This window comes from Nocardiopsis metallicus (assembly GCF_014201115.1).
Taxonomy (GTDB): Bacteria; Actinomycetota; Actinomycetes; order Streptosporangiales; family Streptosporangiaceae; genus Nocardiopsis; species Nocardiopsis metallicus.
Genome location: NZ_JACHDO010000001.1, coordinates 6,796,158 through 6,812,980, shown reverse-complemented (window position 1 = coordinate 6,812,980; position 16,823 = coordinate 6,796,158). Strand labels below are relative to the sequence as shown.

Genomic DNA, 16,823 nt, shown 5'->3' with positions numbered 1-16,823 from the left:
GACGTACAGATCTATCTGACTGTGGTCCAACCCCGCGGGCACGGGGAACAGCCTGGTTTCGTGTTCGCGGCTATTCGCCGCGAACCTTCGCCACAATTTCGGTGGCGACAGCGGACGGAACTTCCGCGTAGGAGTCGAACACCATCGAGTAGTTGGCTCGACCCTGCGTACGGCTGCGCAGGTCACCCACGTAGCCGAACATTTCCGAAAGGGGCACCTGGGCCTTGACGACCCGGACCCCGGAACGCTCGTCCATGGACTGGATCTGTCCACGACGGGAGTTCAGGTCACCGATCACGTCGCCCATGTACTCCTCGGGCGTCGTGACCTCGACGGCCATGACCGGCTCGAGCAGCGTCGGCTTCGCGAGCTTGACGGCCTCCTTGAAGGCCATCGAACCAGCGGTCTTGAACGCCATCTCGGAGGAGTCGACGTCGTGGTACTGACCGTCCTGCAGCGTCACCTTGATGCCGACGAGCGGGTAGTGCGCGAGCACACCCAGCTCAGCGGCCTCCTGGCAACCGGCGTCCACCGACGGGATGTACTCCCGGGGGATGCGGCCACCGGTGACGGCGTTGACGAACTCGTACCCGGACGCGTCGCCCTCTTCGGCCACGAGCGGCTCAAGGTCGATCTTGACCTTGGCGAACTGGCCCGACCCACCGGTCTGCTTCTTGTGGGTGTAGACGTGGCCTTCGACCTTCTTGCGAATGGTCTCTCGGTAGGCCACCTGGGGCTTACCGATGTTCGCCTCGACCTTGAACTCGTCGCGCATACGGTTGACCAGCACCTCGAGGTGCAGCTCGCCCATGCCGGAGATCACGGTCTGACCGGTCTGCTCGTCCGAGGCCACCTGGAAGGAGGGGTCCTCGTCGGCCAGACGCTGGATCGCGATGCCCAGCTTCTCCTGGTCGCTCTTGGTCTTCGGCTCGATGGCCACCTCGATGACCGGAGCCGGGAAGGTCATGGACTCCAGGACGATCGGAGCCGACTGGTCGCAGAGCGTCTCACCGGTCGTGGTGTCCTTCAGACCCATGACCGCGACGATGTCGCCCGCGCCCGCCTCGGCGATCTCCTCACGCTTGTTGGAGTGCATGCGGTAGATCTTGCCGATGCGCTCCTTGCGGCCCTTCAGGCTGTTCAGAACCTGGGTACCGGCAGTGAGGACACCCGAGTAGATGCGCACGTAGGTGAGCTTGCCCAGGTGCGGGTCGCTCATGATCTTGAAGACCAGAGCGGACATCGGCTCGTCGACGCTCGGCTTGCGCTCGAGCTTCGTCTCCTCGGTCTCGTCCTTGGGGTCGTGGCCCTCGATGGCGTCCACGTCCAGGGGCGAGGGGAGGTAGGCGGTGACCGCGTCGAGCAGGGGCTGGACGCCCTTGTTCTTGAACGCGGTGCCGCAGACGATCGGGATCGCGGTGCCGGCGATGGTGGCGCGACGGATCGCGGGAACCAGCTGCTCCTCGGTGGGCTCCTTGCCCTCGAGGTACAGCTCCATGATCTCGTCGTCGGCCTCGGCCAGCGTCTCGATGAACTGGTCGCGAGCCTCGCGGGCGGCCTCGGTGTGAGTCTCGGGGATGTCGACGGTGTCGTACATCTCGCCGAGCGCGGCCTCGTCGTTCCAGACGTAGGCCTTCATCTTCACGAGGTCGATGACGCCCTTGAAGTCGCTCTCGGCACCGATGTTCAGCTGGATCGGCATGGCGTTCGCGCCGAGGCGCTCACGGAACATGTCGACACAGCGCTGGAACTCGGCGCCGATCTTGTCCATCTTGTTGACGAAGCAGATCCGCGGGACCTTGTAACGGTCGGCCTGACGCCAGACCTGCTCCGACTGGGGCTCCACGCCTTCCTTGGCGTCGAAGACCGCGACGGCACCGTCGAGCACACGCAGCGACCGCTCGACCTCGACCGTGAAGTCGACGTGGCCGGGCGTGTCGATGATGTTGATGGTGTGGTCGTCCCAGTGGGTGGTGGTAGCAGCCGAGGTAATGGTGATACCCCGCTCCTGCTCCTCCTTCATCCAGTCCATGGTGGCAGCGCCATCGTGGACCTCGCCCACCTTGTGGGTCACACCGGTGTAGTAGAGGATCCGCTCGGTCGTCGTCGTCTTGCCCGCGTCGATGTGGGCCATGATGCCGATGTTGCGGACCTTGGCCAGGTCAAGCAAAGTCTTAGCCATGAGGCTCGTCTTCCCTAGGTCTCAAGGAATCGATTCGCCGCGGGATTACCAGCGGTAGTGGGCGAAGGCCTTGTTCGACTCGGCCATCTTGTGCGTGTCCTCACGCTTCTTGACAGCCGCGCCCAGACCGTTGCTGGCGTCAACCAGCTCGTTCATCAGACGCTCGGTCATGGTCTTCTCACGACGCTGACGCGAGTAGGAGACCAGCCAGCGCAGGGCCAGCGTGGTGGACCGGGAGGCGCGAACCTCGACCGGCACCTGGTAGGTCGCGCCACCGACACGGCGGCTGCGGACCTCCAGCGCGGGCTTGACGTTGTCCAGGGCTCGCTTGAGAACGACGAGCGGGTCCTGACCGGTCTTCTCGCGAGCACCCTCGAGGGCGTCGTACACGACCGCCTGAGCGATGGAGCGCTTGCCGTCGAGGAGCACCTTGTTGATCAGTGCGGTGACGAGCGGCGAGCCGTAGACCGGGTCGGTGATGAGCTGGCGCTTCGGCGCCGGGCCCTTGCGCGGCATGCTTACTTCTCCTTCTTGGCGCCGTAGTGGCTACGGGCCTGCTTGCGGCCTCGGACACCCTGGGTGTCGAGCGAACCGCGGACAATTCGGTAGCGAACGCCCGGCAGGTCCTTCACACGACCGCCACGAACCAGCACGATGCTGTGCTCCTGGAGGTTGTGACCAATGCCGGGAATGTAGGCCGTGACCTCGATGCCGCTGCTCAGCTTGACGCGAGCGACCTTACGCAGAGCGGAGTTCGGCTTCTTCGGCGTAGTGGTGTAGACACGCGTGCACACACCACGACGCTGCGGACTCCCCTTCAGCGCCGGGGTCTTGTTCTTTGCGACCTTGTCCTGTCGGCCCTTGCGGACCAGCTGCTGGATGGTGGGCACCGCGTCTCCGTCTTCCTCGTGACCTACGCCGGTTCTCGTAGCCGATATCGCTATTGACCTGCTGAATTTCCCGAACCTCCCCGACCCCCGAGGTCGGGCGTGTCGCCCTCGTTCCCACGCATGGCGAACGGGTGCGCACCCGGCCGGAAGGCCGATTCACAGGAGGGGGTTCACGTGCGCAGCGCGCCTTCTGTCCGTCCTGTGGAGGACTGGGGCGCCGCACACACACGTGTGACCCGTCGACTCACGGGCACAATCACACAGGCTACCGCTAACCGAACATGCGGTCAAAACGGTGTGCGACATGGCGAGACAAGCGGAACCGGATCTCGCGTAGCCGTGGGTCAACCTCAGTCTACGCGCTTCCAGACTCGTTTCGCCCCAGATTCCCGCCGAAGGGCGGGTGGAGGACCGTCAACAGTCAACGGCCGCCCCCGGACAACCCATTGTTCACCGGAAGCGGCCGAGAAGCTACACCACGAACCAGATCGCGACGGAGATCACCGTCACGACGATACCGATGACCGCGAAGACGGTACCGGTGGTGATCAGGCCCAGGCCGTCGAGGGTGCCCCGCGACTCGCGGATCGCCTTCTTCGCCTTGGGACCGGTGACGAACAACGCGAGGATCGCGGTGATCACGCCGACGACCGGGATCACCGAGGCAACCCCCAGCCACAGGGTCGCGTTCGCCCCGGGCTCGGTGTCGGCCAGGAAGTCGATGCTGTCGTAACCGGGGTAGTCGCCGTCGTCGCGGGCCTCGTCGAAACCGGGGAAGTCCTCGGCGATCTTGTCCCGGCGGCGCTTGGCCGGCTTGGGCTGCTCCGGCATCCCGTAGTCCGCGGGGGTGAAACCGTCCTCGTAGTCCGACTCCCCTTCCGGGGAGCGATCCCCAGCCGGACGGCCGGCACGCTCAGGGGCTTCGGAGATCTCCGGGTCCCCGTCGAAGCGGTCCCCGGTGAACGGACCGGCGTCGGACTCGTGACCGCGGTCGGCGTAGCCCTGTGGGTCGTAACCCTGGTCATCGGCGTAACCCTGATCGCCGTAGCCGCGGTCGTCGTAGCCACGGTCGTCGTAGGCCTGCTCGTCATAGCCCCGGCCGGTGTCCGGGCCGTCGAAGCCGCCGTAGCCGCGGTCGTCGTAACCCTGGTCACGGTGGTCCTGGTCGGTGTAGCCCTGACCGGCGAGGCCCTGCTCGCCGTAATCCTGCTCGCCGTAACCCTGGTCGGGGTAACCGCGCCCGCCGCGGCCGCGGTCGTCGAAGCCGAGCTCGTCGTATTCGGAGTGGTCCCGGGACCGCGCACCGCGAGCATCGGCCTCGGGGGCCTGCTCGAACGAAGGCGCGGTGAACATCTGGGTGGCACCCTCGCCGCCCCGCCAGGACTCGTCGCCCTCCTCGGGCGTCCCGCCCCAGGCGGCGGGTTCGGGCTGTTGGAGCGGATCCCGGAGCGGGTCCTGGTCCCAGGCCGCCTCGGCCCGGGCGGGCCCGTCCCAGGAGTGGTCGTCCCACTGCTGCCCGCCCCCGGGCCCGGGGGCGGCCTCGGTCCGCTCGGGCCGCGAGGGCCAGGTTTCGGCCTCCCCCGCCTCCTGGGGTTCCTTGGCCTTGGCCCGCGACTGCATGTCGGCGATGGCTGCCAGGGGGTCGTCGGAGGTGGCCACGGCGGCGGACAGCTCGCCCGTATCGGGGCCGCTCTCACGCTCCGGAGCGCTCTGCGCGGTGTTCTCGCCCTCGGGCGCGACGCCCCAGTCGGCGTAGGCGGGCTCCTCCGGGGCCGACTCCCGTCGGCGGCGCTCGGCGTCGCGGACGACGTCCGGCAGGCGCGGGTCGTCGCGGTCGAAGGCCCAGGTGTTGCCGCTCCCGCTGCCCAGACCGCCCTCGTCGGCGGGCACCGCGTCGGAGGGAGCCGGGGCCGGGGGAGAAAGCTCGTCGTCGTAGCGGTCGGTGCCGTAGGACGGGGCTGCGGTCGGCTCGTCGACCCGCGGCGCGGGCCGCGGGGAGAGCTCGTCGTCGTACCGGTCACCGGTGGGGGGCGGGGTGCGGGCGGGCTCGGACCACCGCTGCTCGGCCGAGTCGGCCCACGGCTCGGTGGTGCCCGCGCCCCTCCAGGCGTCCCCGCTGTCCGGGGTGGGGCTCCAGCTGTCCAGACCGCCGGCGCCCGACCACTCGTCCGGCCGCTCCCGGTCCGGTTCGGGCTGCCGGAGCTCCTCGGCCGGAGGCGTCCAGTCGCTCTGGGCGGGCCGCGGACTCCACGGCTCGTCCACGGCCGGCGCCGCGGGCTCCGGAGCCGCCTGCGGGGCCCAGGAGGCCTCGGCGGGCGGTGCCCACGCTTCTTCGGCCCGCTCGGGCCGCGGGGCCCAGGCCTCCGCCTCGACGGGCCCCGGACTCCACGGCTCGTCCACGACGGGCCGCTCGGGCCGCGGGCTCCAGGTGTCGGCCTCGGGGAGAGGTGCCTGGGGTGCGAGGGCCTCCGGGGTCCAGGTGTCCTCAGGCCGCTCGGGCCGCGGGGCCCGGCCTTCCCCCTCGGCGGGCCGCTCGGCCTCGAACCGCTCCGGTGCGGGCTCGGGGGTCCACGAGTCGGTGGTGCCGGTCGCCCAGCTGTCGTGCGCCGGTTCCGAGGGGCCCTGGGGACCCTCCGGGGGCAGCGGCACGTCGGCGCTCGCGGCGATACCCGGGTAGCCGCCGGTGGGGGCGGGTTCCTCGGATGCCGGAGGCGCCTCGTAAGCGGGTGCTTCGTAGGCGGGTGCTTCGTATGCCCGGGGTGCCGCCTGTGCTTCCGGAGCTTCGGGGGTGCGCGGCCCCTCGTCCGCGGGGAACCCTCCGGTCTCACGGGGCGCCTGCGGCTCCCAGGGCACCGGACGCTCCTGCGGGGCCGCCAGCGGGTCGCTCTCCCCCGGGATCCGGGTGACCGGCTGGTAGGCGGACGCGCCCGCGCCCGGGTAGGAGATGGCGCCGGGGGCGTACGGGGGCTGCCCGGTGGCGGGCGGTGCCGCCGGAGGCGTCGCGGGCGGAGCCCCCAGGTCCGGGTAGGGCTCGACCATGGCCGGACGCGAAGCGCTCAGCCCCGCGTACCCACCGCTGTCCGGGAAGACCGCACCCCCCTCGGGGGCGTCGCCCTCGGGCGCGCCCTCCTGTTCCAGCGGATCCTGGTACTCCGACTGTGTGCGGTTGCAGTTCTCACTGGGCTTGAACCACGAGTCCGCGTCCGCTTCGGAGCTCCGGTTGCCCGGTGCTCCGCCCCCGTTTTCAGTCACTTGCCTGCTCTCCCGCCGGCGCCGTAGCGCCCTCTCCCCGTCCGCACCGCAGTGTACGAACCGACAACGACGAAAACGGCGGCGGGGCCACCCCCGCAGTGGGGGTGGCTGACCGCCGCCGTCAGCTCAGCCAACGTTCAGGTTGGCGCTTACCGGTTGTACGGCCCGAAGTCGTACTCCTCCAGCGGAACGGCCTCGCCCGATCCCTGACCGAAGGTGTACTCGCTCGGCTCCTCGTAACCGGAGACCGAGTACATCGAGGCCTTGGCCTCCTCGGTCGGCTCCACCCGAATGTTGCGGTACTGCGGAATGCCGGTACCGGCCGGGATGAGCTTACCGATGATGACGTTCTCCTTGAGGCCGAGCAGCGGGTCGCTCTTGCCGTGGATCGCGTTCTCGGTCAGCACGCGGGTGGTCTCCTGGAAGGAGGCCGCCGACAGCCAGGACTCCGTGGCCAGCGAGGCCTTGGTGATACCCAGCAGCACCGGGCGTCCGGCGGCCGGCTGGCCGCCTTCGGACACCACGCGTCGGTTGATCCGCTCGAACTTCGGACGCTCGACCATCTCACCGGGCAGAAGCTCGGTGTCGCCCGACTCCAGGATGTTCACTCGCTTGAGCATCTGGCGGACGATGATCTCGATGTGCTTGTCGTGGATGGACACACCCTGCGACTTGTACACGTCCTGGACCTCCGACACGAGGTGCTGCTGCACCGCGCGCGGGCCCTGGATGCGAAGCACCTCGTGCGGGTTGATCGCACCCTGGATGAGCTGCTGGCCGACCTTGACGTGGTCGCCGTCGCTCACCAGGAGCTGCGCACGCATCGGGACCGGGTAGGCGATCTCGTCCGTGCCGTCGTCGGGGATGACGACGATCTTGCGGCTCTTCTCGGTGTCGTCGATCCGGATCCGGCCCTCCATCTCGGAGATCGGGGCCATACCCTTCGGGACACGGGCCTCGAAGAGCTCCTGGACACGGGGCAGACCGTGCGTGATGTCCTGACCGGCGGAACCACCCATGTGGAAGGTACGCATGGTCAGCTGGGTACCGGGCTCACCGATGGACTGGGCCGCGATGATACCGATCGCCTCACCGACGTCCACCGGCTTGCCGGTCGCCATGGAGCGGCCGTAGCAGGTGGTGCAGACGCCGATCTTCGCCTCACAGGTCAGCGACGAGCGGATGCGCACGCGGGTGACCCCGGCGGCGACCAGCTTGTCGATGTTCTGCTCGGAGGTGTCGGACAGGGCCGGGAGCACGAGGTTGCCCTCGGGGTCCAGCGTGTCCTCGGCGATGGTCCGGCCGAAACCAGTGTTCTCGACGTTGTGCTTGCGCACGACGACACCGGCGGCGTTCTTCTCGCCGATCTCGTGCCAGAGCGAACGGTCGGTGCCGCAGTCGATCTCACGGACGATGACGTCCTGCGCGACGTCCACCAGACGACGGGTCAGGTAACCCGAGTCGGCGGTACGCAGGGCGGTGTCGGCCAGACCCTTGCGCTGACCGTGCGTGGAGATGAAGTACTCCAGCACGGACAGGCCCTCACGGTAGGAGGACTTGATCGGACGCGGGATCGTCTCACCCTTGGTGTTGGAGACCAGACCACGGATACCGGCGATCTGGCGCACCTGCATCGGGTTACCGCGCGCACCGGACTGGACCATCATCCACACCGGGTTGTCGGCGGGGAAGTTGTCCTCCATGTTCTTGGCGACCTCGGCCGTGGCCTGGGTCCACACCTCGGTGAGCTCCTGGCGGCGCTCGTCGTCGGTGATCAGACCGCGGTCGTACTCCCGCTGGATCTTGTCGGCCTTGCGGTCGTAGCCACCGAGGATCTCGGCCTTGCGCGGAGGCGCGACGACGTCCTCGATACCGATGGTCAGACCGGACCGGGTGGCCCAGCGGTAACCGGCGTCCTTCAGGGCGTCCAGGGTCGTGGCGACCTGGACCTTGGGGTAGTTCTCGGCGAGGTCGTTGACCAGCGTCGAGATCTGCTTCTTGCCCACCTGGAAGTTGACGTACGGGTAGTCCACCGGGGTGGCCTCATTGAAGAGGTACCGGCCCAGAGTGGTCTCCAGGACGTAGACGTCACCCGGCTCCCAGCCCTCCGGCGGCGTCCAGTCCTTGGGCGCGGGAGCGCCGTCGGCGATACGCAGCCGGATCTTGGCCTGCAGGTCCAGGGCGCCCAGGTCGTAGGCCATGATGGCCTCGGCCGGGGAGCGGAAGGCGCGGCCCTCGCCGACGGCGCCGGCGCGCTCCGTCGTCAGGTAGTACAGACCGATGATCATGTCCTGGGTGGGCATGGTCACGGGCTTGCCGTCGGACGGCTTGAGGATGTTGTTGGTCGCCAGCATCAGCAGTCGCGCCTCGGCCTGGGCCTCGGCGGACAGCGGAAGGTGGACGGCCATCTGGTCACCGTCGAAGTCCGCGTTGAACGCGGTGCACACGAGCGGGTGGATCTGGATGGCCTTGCCCTCGACCAGCTGCGGCTCGAAGGCCTGGATGCCCAGACGGTGCAGCGTGGGAGCACGGTTCAGCAGAACCGGGTGCTCGGTGATGACCTCTTCGAGGACGTCCCACACGACGGGGCGGGACCGCTCCACCATGCGCTTGGCGCTCTTGATGTTCTGCGCGTGGTTCAGGTCGACCAGGCGCTTCATCACGAACGGCTTGAAGAGCTCCAGGGCCATCTGCTTGGGCAGACCGCACTGGTGCAGCTTCAGCTGCGGGCCGACCACGATGACCGAACGGCCGGAGTAGTCGACTCGCTTACCGAGCAGGTTCTGACGGAAACGGCCCTGCTTGCCCTTGAGCATGTCGGACAGCGACTTGAGCGGACGGTTACCGGGACCGGTGACCGGGCGGCCGCGGCGGCCGTTGTCGAACAGCGCGTCGACGGCCTCCTGCAGCATCCGCTTCTCGTTGTTGACGATGATCTCGGGCGCACCGAGGTCCAGCAGCCGCTTGAGGCGGTTGTTCCGGTTGATGACGCGACGGTACAGGTCGTTGAGGTCGGAGGTCGCGAAGCGGCCACCGTCCAGCTGCACCATCGGACGCAGGTCCGGCGGGATGACCGGGATGCAGTCCAGCACCATGCCCATGGGGCTGTTGGTGGTGTTGAGGAACGCCGAGACGACCTTGAGCCGCTTGAGGGCGCGGGCCTTCTTCTGGCCCTTGCCGGTGCGGATGGTCTCCCGGAGCTTCTCCGCCTCCTCGTCCAGCTCGAAGTTGGACAGGCGGTCCTGGATGGCCTGGGCGCCCATGCCGCCGCGGAAGTACTTCCCGAAGCGGTCGCGCATCTCGCGGTAGAGCATCTCGTCGCCCTCGAGGTCCTGGACCTTGAGGTTCTTGAAACGGCTCCACACCTCGTCGAGGCGGTCGATCTCGCGCTGGGCGCGGTCGCGCAGCTGGCGCATCTCGCGCTCGGCGCCCTCGCGCACCTTGCGGCGGGCGTCGCCCTTGGCGCCCTGCTCCTCGAGCTCGGCCAGGTCGGCCTCGAGCTTGCGGTGGCGCTCCTCGATGGTGGAGTCGCGGCGCTGCTCCAGGTGCTGCTTCTCGACCGAGATCCGTGCCTCGAGCGACTGCAGGTCGCGCTCACGCGCCTCGGTGTCCACCCACGTGACCATGTAGGCGGCGAAGTAGATGATCTTCTCGAGATCCTTCGGCGCCAGGTCCAGCAGGTAGCCCAGACGGGAGGGCACGCCCTTGAAGTACCAGATGTGCGTGACGGGAGCGGCCAGCTCGATGTGGCCCATCCGCTCGCGGCGCACCTTGGCACGGGTCACCTCGACGCCGCAGCGCTCACAGATGATGCCCTTGAAGCGGACTCGCTTGTACTTGCCGCAGTAGCACTCCCAGTCCCGGGTCGGACCGAAGATCTTCTCGCAGAAGAGTCCGTCCTTCTCCGGCTTGAGGGTCCGGTAGTTGATGGTTTCGGGCTTCTTGACCTCGCCGTGTGACCACTGGCGAATGTCGTCGGCGGTGGCGAGGCCAATCCGCAGCTCGTCGAAGAAGTTGACGTCGAGCACTTAATTCGTCCCCTGCTCTCGGATTCCGCGGAAGTTAGACCTCTTCGACACTGCTCGGCTCTCGCCTGCCCAGGTCGATTCCCAGTTCTTCCGCGGCGCGGAAGACGTCCTCGTCACTGTCCCGCATCTCGATGGACATACCGTCACTGGACAGCACCTCCACGTTCAGACAGAGCGACTGCATCTCCTTGATGAGCACCTTGAAGGACTCAGGGATACCCGGCTCGGGGATGTTCTCGCCCTTGACGATGGCCTCGTAGACCTTGACGCGACCCACCACGTCGTCGGACTTGATGGTGAGCAGCTCCTGGAGCGCGTAGGCGGCACCGTAGGCCTCCAGCGCCCAGACCTCCATCTCACCGAATCGCTGGCCACCGAACTGCGCCTTACCACCCAGCGGCTGCTGCGTGATCATGGAGTACGGGCCGGTGGAGCGGGCGTGGATCTTGTCGTCCACGAGGTGGTGGAGCTTCAGGATGTACTTGTAGCCGACGGAGATGGGCTCGGCGAAGGGCTCACCGGTGCGGCCGTCGAACAGGCGGGCCTTACCGTCCTCGTTGATGAGGCGGTTGCCGTCCTTGTTCGGGCGGACCGACTGGATGAGACCGCTGAGCTCGTCACCGTGCAGGCCGTCGAAGACCGGCGTGGCCACGCGCGAGTTCGGGTCGACCTCGGCCGCTCCGATCGCGTGCAGCGACTTCTGCCACTCCTCCTCGACCCCTTCGACCAGCCAGCCGTTCTTGGCCAGCCAGCCCAAGTGGACTTCGAGCACCTGGCCGACGTTCATTCGGCCGGGGACGCCCAGCGGGTTGAGGATGATGTCGACGGGCGTGCCGTCCTCCAGGAAGGGCATGTCCTCCTGGGGCAGGATCTTCGAGATGACGCCCTTGTTGCCGTGACGGCCGGCGAGCTTGTCACCATCGGTGATCTTGCGCTTCTGGGCCACGTAGACGCGGACCATCTCGTTGACGCCGGGGGCGAGCTCGTCGCCCTCGTCGCGGCTGAAGACGCGGACGCCGATGACCTTGCCGGTCTCGCCGTGCGGAACCTTCAGGGAGGTGTCGCGGACCTCGCGGGCCTTCTCACCGAAGATGGCGCGCAGCAGGCGCTCCTCCGGGGTCAGCTCGGTCTCACCCTTGGGTGTGACCTTGCCGACGAGGATGTCACCGTCGACGACCTCGGCGCCGATGCGGATGATGCCCCGGTCGTCGAGGTCGGCCAGGACCTCCTCGCTGACGTTGGGGATCTCGCGGGTGATCTCCTCCGGGCCCAGCTTGGTGTCACGGGCGTCGACCTCGTGCTCCTCGATGTGGATCGAGGAGAGGACGTCGTCCTGCACCAGACGCTGGCTGAGGATGATCGCGTCCTCGTAGTTGTGGCCCTCCCAGGACATGTACGCCACGAGGAGGTTCTTGCCCAGCGACATCTCGCCCTGGTCCGTGGACGGACCGTCGGCGAGGACCTGCTTGACCTCGATGCGCTGACCCTCGTGCACGATGGGTCGCTGGTTGAAGCAGGTGCCCTGGTTGGAGCGCTGGAACTTGCCCATGCGGTAGGTCTTGCGCGTGCCGTCGTCAGCCATCACGGTGACGTAGTCGGCGGTGACGTCCTCGACGACACCGGCCTTCTCGGCGAGGACCACCTCACCGGCGTCGGTGGCGGCGCGGTACTCCATGCCGGTGCCGACGAAGGGCGACTCGGCGCGGAGCAGCGGCACGGCCTGGCGCTGCATGTTGGAGCCCATGAGCGCGCGGTTGGCGTCGTCGTGCTCCAGGAACGGGATCATGGCGGTGGCGACCGACACCATCTGGCGCGGCGACACGTCCATGTAGTCGACCTCGTCGGTGCTGACCTGCTCGAACTCCCCGCCCTTACGGCGGACGAGCACGCTGGACTCGGCGAAGGTGCCGTCCGGCTTCATCGGGGTGTTCGCCTGCGCGATGACGTAGAGGTCCTCTTCGTCAGCGGTCAGGTAGTGGACCTCGTCGGAGACCTTGTTGTCGATGATCTTGCGGTACGGGGTCTCCACGAAACCGAAGGAGTTCACCCGGCCGTAGGCGGCGAGCGAGCCGATCAGACCGATGTTGGGGCCCTCAGGCGTCTCGATCGGGCACATGCGGCCGTAGTGGGACGGGTGCACGTCCCGGACCTCGAAGCCCGCGCGCTCACGGGACAGACCGCCCGGACCCAGCGCCGAGAGGCGGCGCTTGTGGGTCAGACCCGCGAGCGGGTTGGTCTGGTCCATGAACTGGGACAGCTGCGAGGTGCCGAAGAACTCCTTGATGGAGGCCACGACGGGACGGATGTTGATCAGGGTCTGCGGCGTGATCGCCTCGACGTCCTGGGTGGTCATCCGCTCGCGGACGACGCGCTCCATCCGGGCCAGACCCAGGCGGACCTGGTTCTGGATGAGCTCGCCGACGGTGCGCAGGCGACGGTTGCCGAAGTGGTCGATGTCGTCGGTCTCGACCGGGCGCATGCCCAGGACGGTTTCCTTCTCGACCTCACCGGCGTGCAGGCGCACGAGGTAGTCGATGGTGGCGACGATGTCCTCTTCGGTGAGGGTCCCCTGGGTGAAGTCGGTGTCGAGGCCGAGCTTCTTGTTGATCTTGTACCGGCCGACCTTGGCCAGGTCGTAGCGCTTGGGGTTGAAGTACAGGTTCTCCAGCAGCGCCTGGGCCGACTCCTTCGTGGGCGGCTCTCCCGGGCGCAGCTTGCGGTAGATGTCCAGCAGCGCGTCGTCGGTGCCCGCGGTGGGGTCCTTCTCCAGGGTGTTGCGGATCGACTCGTACTGGCCGAAACGCTCCAGGATCTGGTCGGTGGTCCAGCCGAGCGCCTTGAGCAGGACGGTGACGCCCTGCTTGCGCTTGCGGTCGATGCGGACGCCGACGAAGTCGCGCTTGTCGACCTCGAACTCCAGCCAGGCACCGCGGGACGGGATGACCTTGCAGCCGAAGAGGTCCTTGTCCGAGGTCTTGTCGACGGAGCTGTCGAAGTACACACCCGGGGACCGGACCAGCTGGGAGACAACGACGCGCTCGGTGCCGTTGATGATGAAGGTGCCCTTGACGGTAATGAGCGGGAAGTCGCCCATGAAGACCGTCTGGCTCTTGATCTCACCGGTGTCGTTGTTGATGAACTCCGCCGTGACGAACATCGGCGCGGAGTACGTCATGTCCTTGTCCTTGCACTCCTCTTCGGAGTACTTGGGCGGCTCGAACCGGTGATCCCGGAACGAGAGGGACATGGTGCCCGAGAAGTCCTCGATCGGGCTGATCTCCTCGAAGATCTCTTCGAGACCGGACTGCTCCGAAACGTCCTTGCGGCCGGCGTTGCGGGCCGTCTCGACCCGCGTCTTCCACGTGTCGTTGCCAAGCAGCCAGTCGAACGACTCGGTCTGCAGGGCAAGAAGGTTGGGAACCGCGAGGGGTTCCTGAATGCGAGCGAAAGAAACGCGGTGCGGACCAAGGGCGTTAGCGGAGGCGTTGCGCGAGGCTGCCAACAGGGGTCCTTCCGAAGGCTTGTGGCGGTTGAAGCGCGCACGCCAGACGATCCGTCACGAGAAGGACCGCCGCAACGCGGTTGAGACGGTCACATCGAGCGGGAACGGGCCTTCCGGATTCCAGAAGAATGGGATGGCGGAAGCCGAACTCCGACACAGGGATCACCAAAGGGCAGCGCAAAAGAGCAGTGTAGCCGAACACCACACCGCTGTCCACTCACGGTCCACAGCGCCACTCACGACACCGGCAGGATCACCCCTGAAGGGCGATCCGTCAAGCCCGCTCCCCGGGAGGGAGCCCTGGACCGTCAAGGTGAAACAGCGCGCCTGCCCTGGCCCCACGGGGGATGTGAGCCAACGGACACCCGGAAGGGTTCCCCCGCCCAAGGCGGGTAAACACTCTGCCCGGGGCCCGTCAAGATTCCCGGGACGGGAGATTACCGCGTCCAAGGGACAGTTCGCACCCGCGCACCCCGGGTTCCCCGCTCGGACCGCCCCAGCTTCGCACATCACCCAGGTCACGACGGTTCAGACACGGCGTCGTTCACGACAAACGGGACGTCGGACCATGGTGCGCGGGGACGTTCGGGCACCGGGCGCCGGACCGGAACGGCGGGGTTCCCGGCAGACCGAATCCCGGGGGGCCGTGGCGGGCCCACCGCACGTGGCCGCTACCGCCGAGTACAAGCTCCAGCGCCCCCAGGGCACAGGAAAGCGGCCGCCCCTCCCGGAGGAGGAACGGCCGCTTCACGCAGACCAGCGGGCGTCTGAGGCCCGCGGAGGACTACTTGAGGGTGACGGAGGCGCCAGCGCCCTCAAGAGCGGCCTTGGCCTTCTCCGCGGTCTCCTTGTTGACGCCCTCGAGGAGCGGCTTCGGAGCGTTGTCGACGAGGTCCTTGGCCTCCTTGAGGCCCAGGCTCGTGAGGCCGCGGACCTCCTTGATGACCTGGATCTTCTTGTCGCCGGGGCCCTCGAGGATGACGTCGAACTCGTCCTTCTCCTCCTCGGCGGCCGGGGCGGCGCCGGCGGGGCCGGCGGCGACGACGGCGGCCGGAGCGGCGGCGGTGACGTCGAACTTGTCCTCGAACAGCTTCACGAACTCGGAGAGCTCGAGGAGGGTCATCTCCTCGAACGCGGCAAGCAGGTCCTCGTTGCTGAGCTTCGCCATGATGCGATCTCTCTTTCTCTAACGACACGCGCGCCCGACGGCGCATCGTGCGAGCCAATGGCCGGGCGCCGTCGGCACCCGCCGTGGTTCATGGGGTTTAAGCGGCTTCCTCGTTGCGCTTGTCCGCCAGGGCCTGCGCGAGACGCACAGTCTTGGACGGGAGCGCCTGGAAGACGGCGGCGGCCTGGCCCTGCTTGGCCTTGAGCGCACCGGCCAGCTTCGAGAGGAGAACCTCTCGGGACTCCAGATCGGCCAGCTTGGTGACGTCCTCGGCGCTCATCGACTTGCCGTCGATGATGCCGCCCTTGATCACCAGGGGCGAGTTCGCCTTCGAGAAGTCACGCAGACCCTTGGCGGCCTCGACAACGTCCCCGTGGACGAAGGCGATGGCGGACGGGCCCTCGAGCAGATCGGTGATCTGCTCGTCGACGCCGGCCTCCTTGACCGCGATCTTGGTCAGCGTGTTCTTGACGATGCGAAAACGCGTTGTCTGACCGAGGCTGCGGCGCAGTTCAGAGATCTGCGCGACAGTGAGCCCCCGGTATTCGGTCAGCACGGCGCCGTTCGACTCACGGAACTCGTCCGTGAGTTCGGCGACCGCAGCTGCCTTGTCCGGCCTCGCCATGGGACTCCTTCCAACAGTGAACGCTGGTTGACTCCCAAGGACTCCACGATCGGCGTCAGCACGAGAAAAAGCCCCGAGCGCGAGGCGCACGGGGCACGACCGCGTTCTCAGTACGTGGCTGGCACGCTCCGGAACGGGAAAGCTCTGGTGACACCTGCGCGGGCGCCCATCCATGGGTCCTTAGGCCACCCGAGCGGGTGACTACCAGCGGTCTTCGGCAATTACCGATACTAGCCGACCGCGGGAGTGCTTTGGCATGCGGTCTGATACGGATACGTATGACCGTCGCCACCTCCCCCGCGCAGAAGGAGCCCGTCGCCCCGTGGAGTCCCCCCGTTCCACCACCGCCCTCGCCTGCGCCCCGGCCCTCGCCGCTGTCCTCACCCTGTCCGGGTGCGTGCTCTTCGGTGCCGCGGACCGCCCCTGGCACGAGGACGCCGACCCCGGGGCGCTGCTCTCGGCCCTGGCCGACGCCGCCGACCGGGCCGACAACTACACCCTGGAAATGGGCTTCGGCCCCGGCTCACCGGGCGGGCCGGAAGGCTCCGAGGGACCGGACGGTTCGGGGACGCGTCTGTCCTACGAGGTCTCGGACTCCCCCGCCGCGGTACGGGCCACCCTGACCCGTGCCGACGGATCGGAGCTGGTCGTGGTCTACCCGGAGGGCGGCGAGGCCCTGCTGCACGACACCGGGGGCCTACTGGGCGCCCCCACCGAGTGGGTCCGCGGCGACACCCTGCTGCCCGAGCCCGCCCCCGCCGAGGTGTTCGACCTCGCCTCCCTGTCCGCGCTGGTCGACCTGATCGCCGGGATGGAGGAGGTCGAGGCGGGCCCCGCCGAGAGCGTCGGTGGCACCGAGGTCCTCCCGCTGACCGGGGTCCTGCCCGCCGCGTCGGACGGCGCGGCCGCCGAGCGCGGCGCCGTCGCGCCCCTGCTCGGCGAGGACGCCTCCGGGGCCCTGGACGTGTCCGTCTGGGTGGATCGGTCGGGCTTCCCGGTGCGCGTGGAGTCCTCCGGTGAGCAGGCGTCGCTGTGGCTGGAGTTCTCCGACCGCGACCGGACCTCCTTCCACGTCCCCAACGGCGACGAGGTCAGCGAGCCCGTGCGTCCGTGAACGGGGGCGCCCAGCTGACGGGCGCCGAGGCGAGGTCACCGTCCGGTGAGGAACTGGTTCCG

At 67.9% G+C, this 16,823-nt stretch carries 9 protein-coding genes; 1 reads left to right on the top strand and 8 read right to left on the bottom strand.

Annotated elements, in window-relative coordinates; translation table 11 throughout:
* Window positions 1-70 precede the first annotated feature (70 nt).
* The 8 genes from fusA to rplJ form a co-directional block, all read right to left on the bottom strand.
* The gene (gene fusA, locus HNR07_RS30035) at window positions 71-2,182 is read right to left on the bottom strand and encodes an elongation factor G (RefSeq protein ID WP_184369225.1); all 2,112 of its coding nucleotides are present in this window, start codon (window positions 2,180-2,182) and stop codon (window positions 71-73) included.
* Window positions 2,183-2,227: 45 nt separating this feature from the next.
* Window positions 2,228-2,698, bottom strand: coding sequence for a 30S ribosomal protein S7 (gene rpsG / locus HNR07_RS30030; protein WP_184369222.1), 471 nt, complete (start codon window positions 2,696-2,698; stop codon window positions 2,228-2,230).
* Window positions 2,699-2,700: 2 nt separating this feature from the next.
* The gene (gene rpsL / locus HNR07_RS30025; RefSeq protein ID WP_014912437.1) at window positions 2,701-3,072 is read right to left on the bottom strand and encodes a 30S ribosomal protein S12; all 372 of its coding nucleotides are present in this window, start codon (window positions 3,070-3,072) and stop codon (window positions 2,701-2,703) included.
* A 471-nt stretch (window positions 3,073-3,543) separates the two neighbouring features.
* On the bottom strand, window positions 3,544-6,324 hold the full coding sequence (locus tag HNR07_RS30020) for a hypothetical protein (protein ID WP_184369219.1): 2,781 nt from the start codon (window positions 6,322-6,324) through the stop codon (window positions 3,544-3,546).
* Between the two features lie 149 nt (window positions 6,325-6,473).
* On the bottom strand, window positions 6,474-10,352 hold the full coding sequence (locus HNR07_RS30015) for a DNA-directed RNA polymerase subunit beta' (RefSeq protein ID WP_184369216.1): 3,879 nt from the start codon (window positions 10,350-10,352) through the stop codon (window positions 6,474-6,476).
* Between the two features lie 34 nt (window positions 10,353-10,386).
* Window positions 10,387-13,854, bottom strand: coding sequence for a DNA-directed RNA polymerase subunit beta (gene rpoB, locus HNR07_RS30010; protein WP_184369212.1), 3,468 nt, complete (start codon window positions 13,852-13,854; stop codon window positions 10,387-10,389).
* Window positions 13,855-14,638: 784 nt separating this feature from the next.
* Window positions 14,639-15,022, bottom strand: a complete 384-nt coding sequence (gene rplL, locus HNR07_RS30005) for a 50S ribosomal protein L7/L12 (protein ID WP_017578648.1) — start codon at window positions 15,020-15,022, stop codon at window positions 14,639-14,641.
* 97 nt (window positions 15,023-15,119) lie between these two features.
* Window positions 15,120-15,647 carry a 50S ribosomal protein L10 gene (gene rplJ, locus HNR07_RS30000; protein WP_184369209.1) on the bottom strand — a complete coding sequence of 176 codons (528 nt, stop codon included), beginning with the start codon at window positions 15,645-15,647 and terminating at the stop codon, window positions 15,120-15,122.
* Between the two features lie 322 nt (window positions 15,648-15,969).
* Here rplJ and HNR07_RS29995 point away from each other — a divergent pair, with 322 nt between their 5' ends.
* Window positions 15,970-16,761, top strand: coding sequence for a LolA-like protein (locus tag HNR07_RS29995; protein ID WP_184369206.1), 792 nt, complete (start codon window positions 15,970-15,972; stop codon window positions 16,759-16,761).
* The last annotated feature ends 62 nt before the right edge of the window (window positions 16,762-16,823 follow it).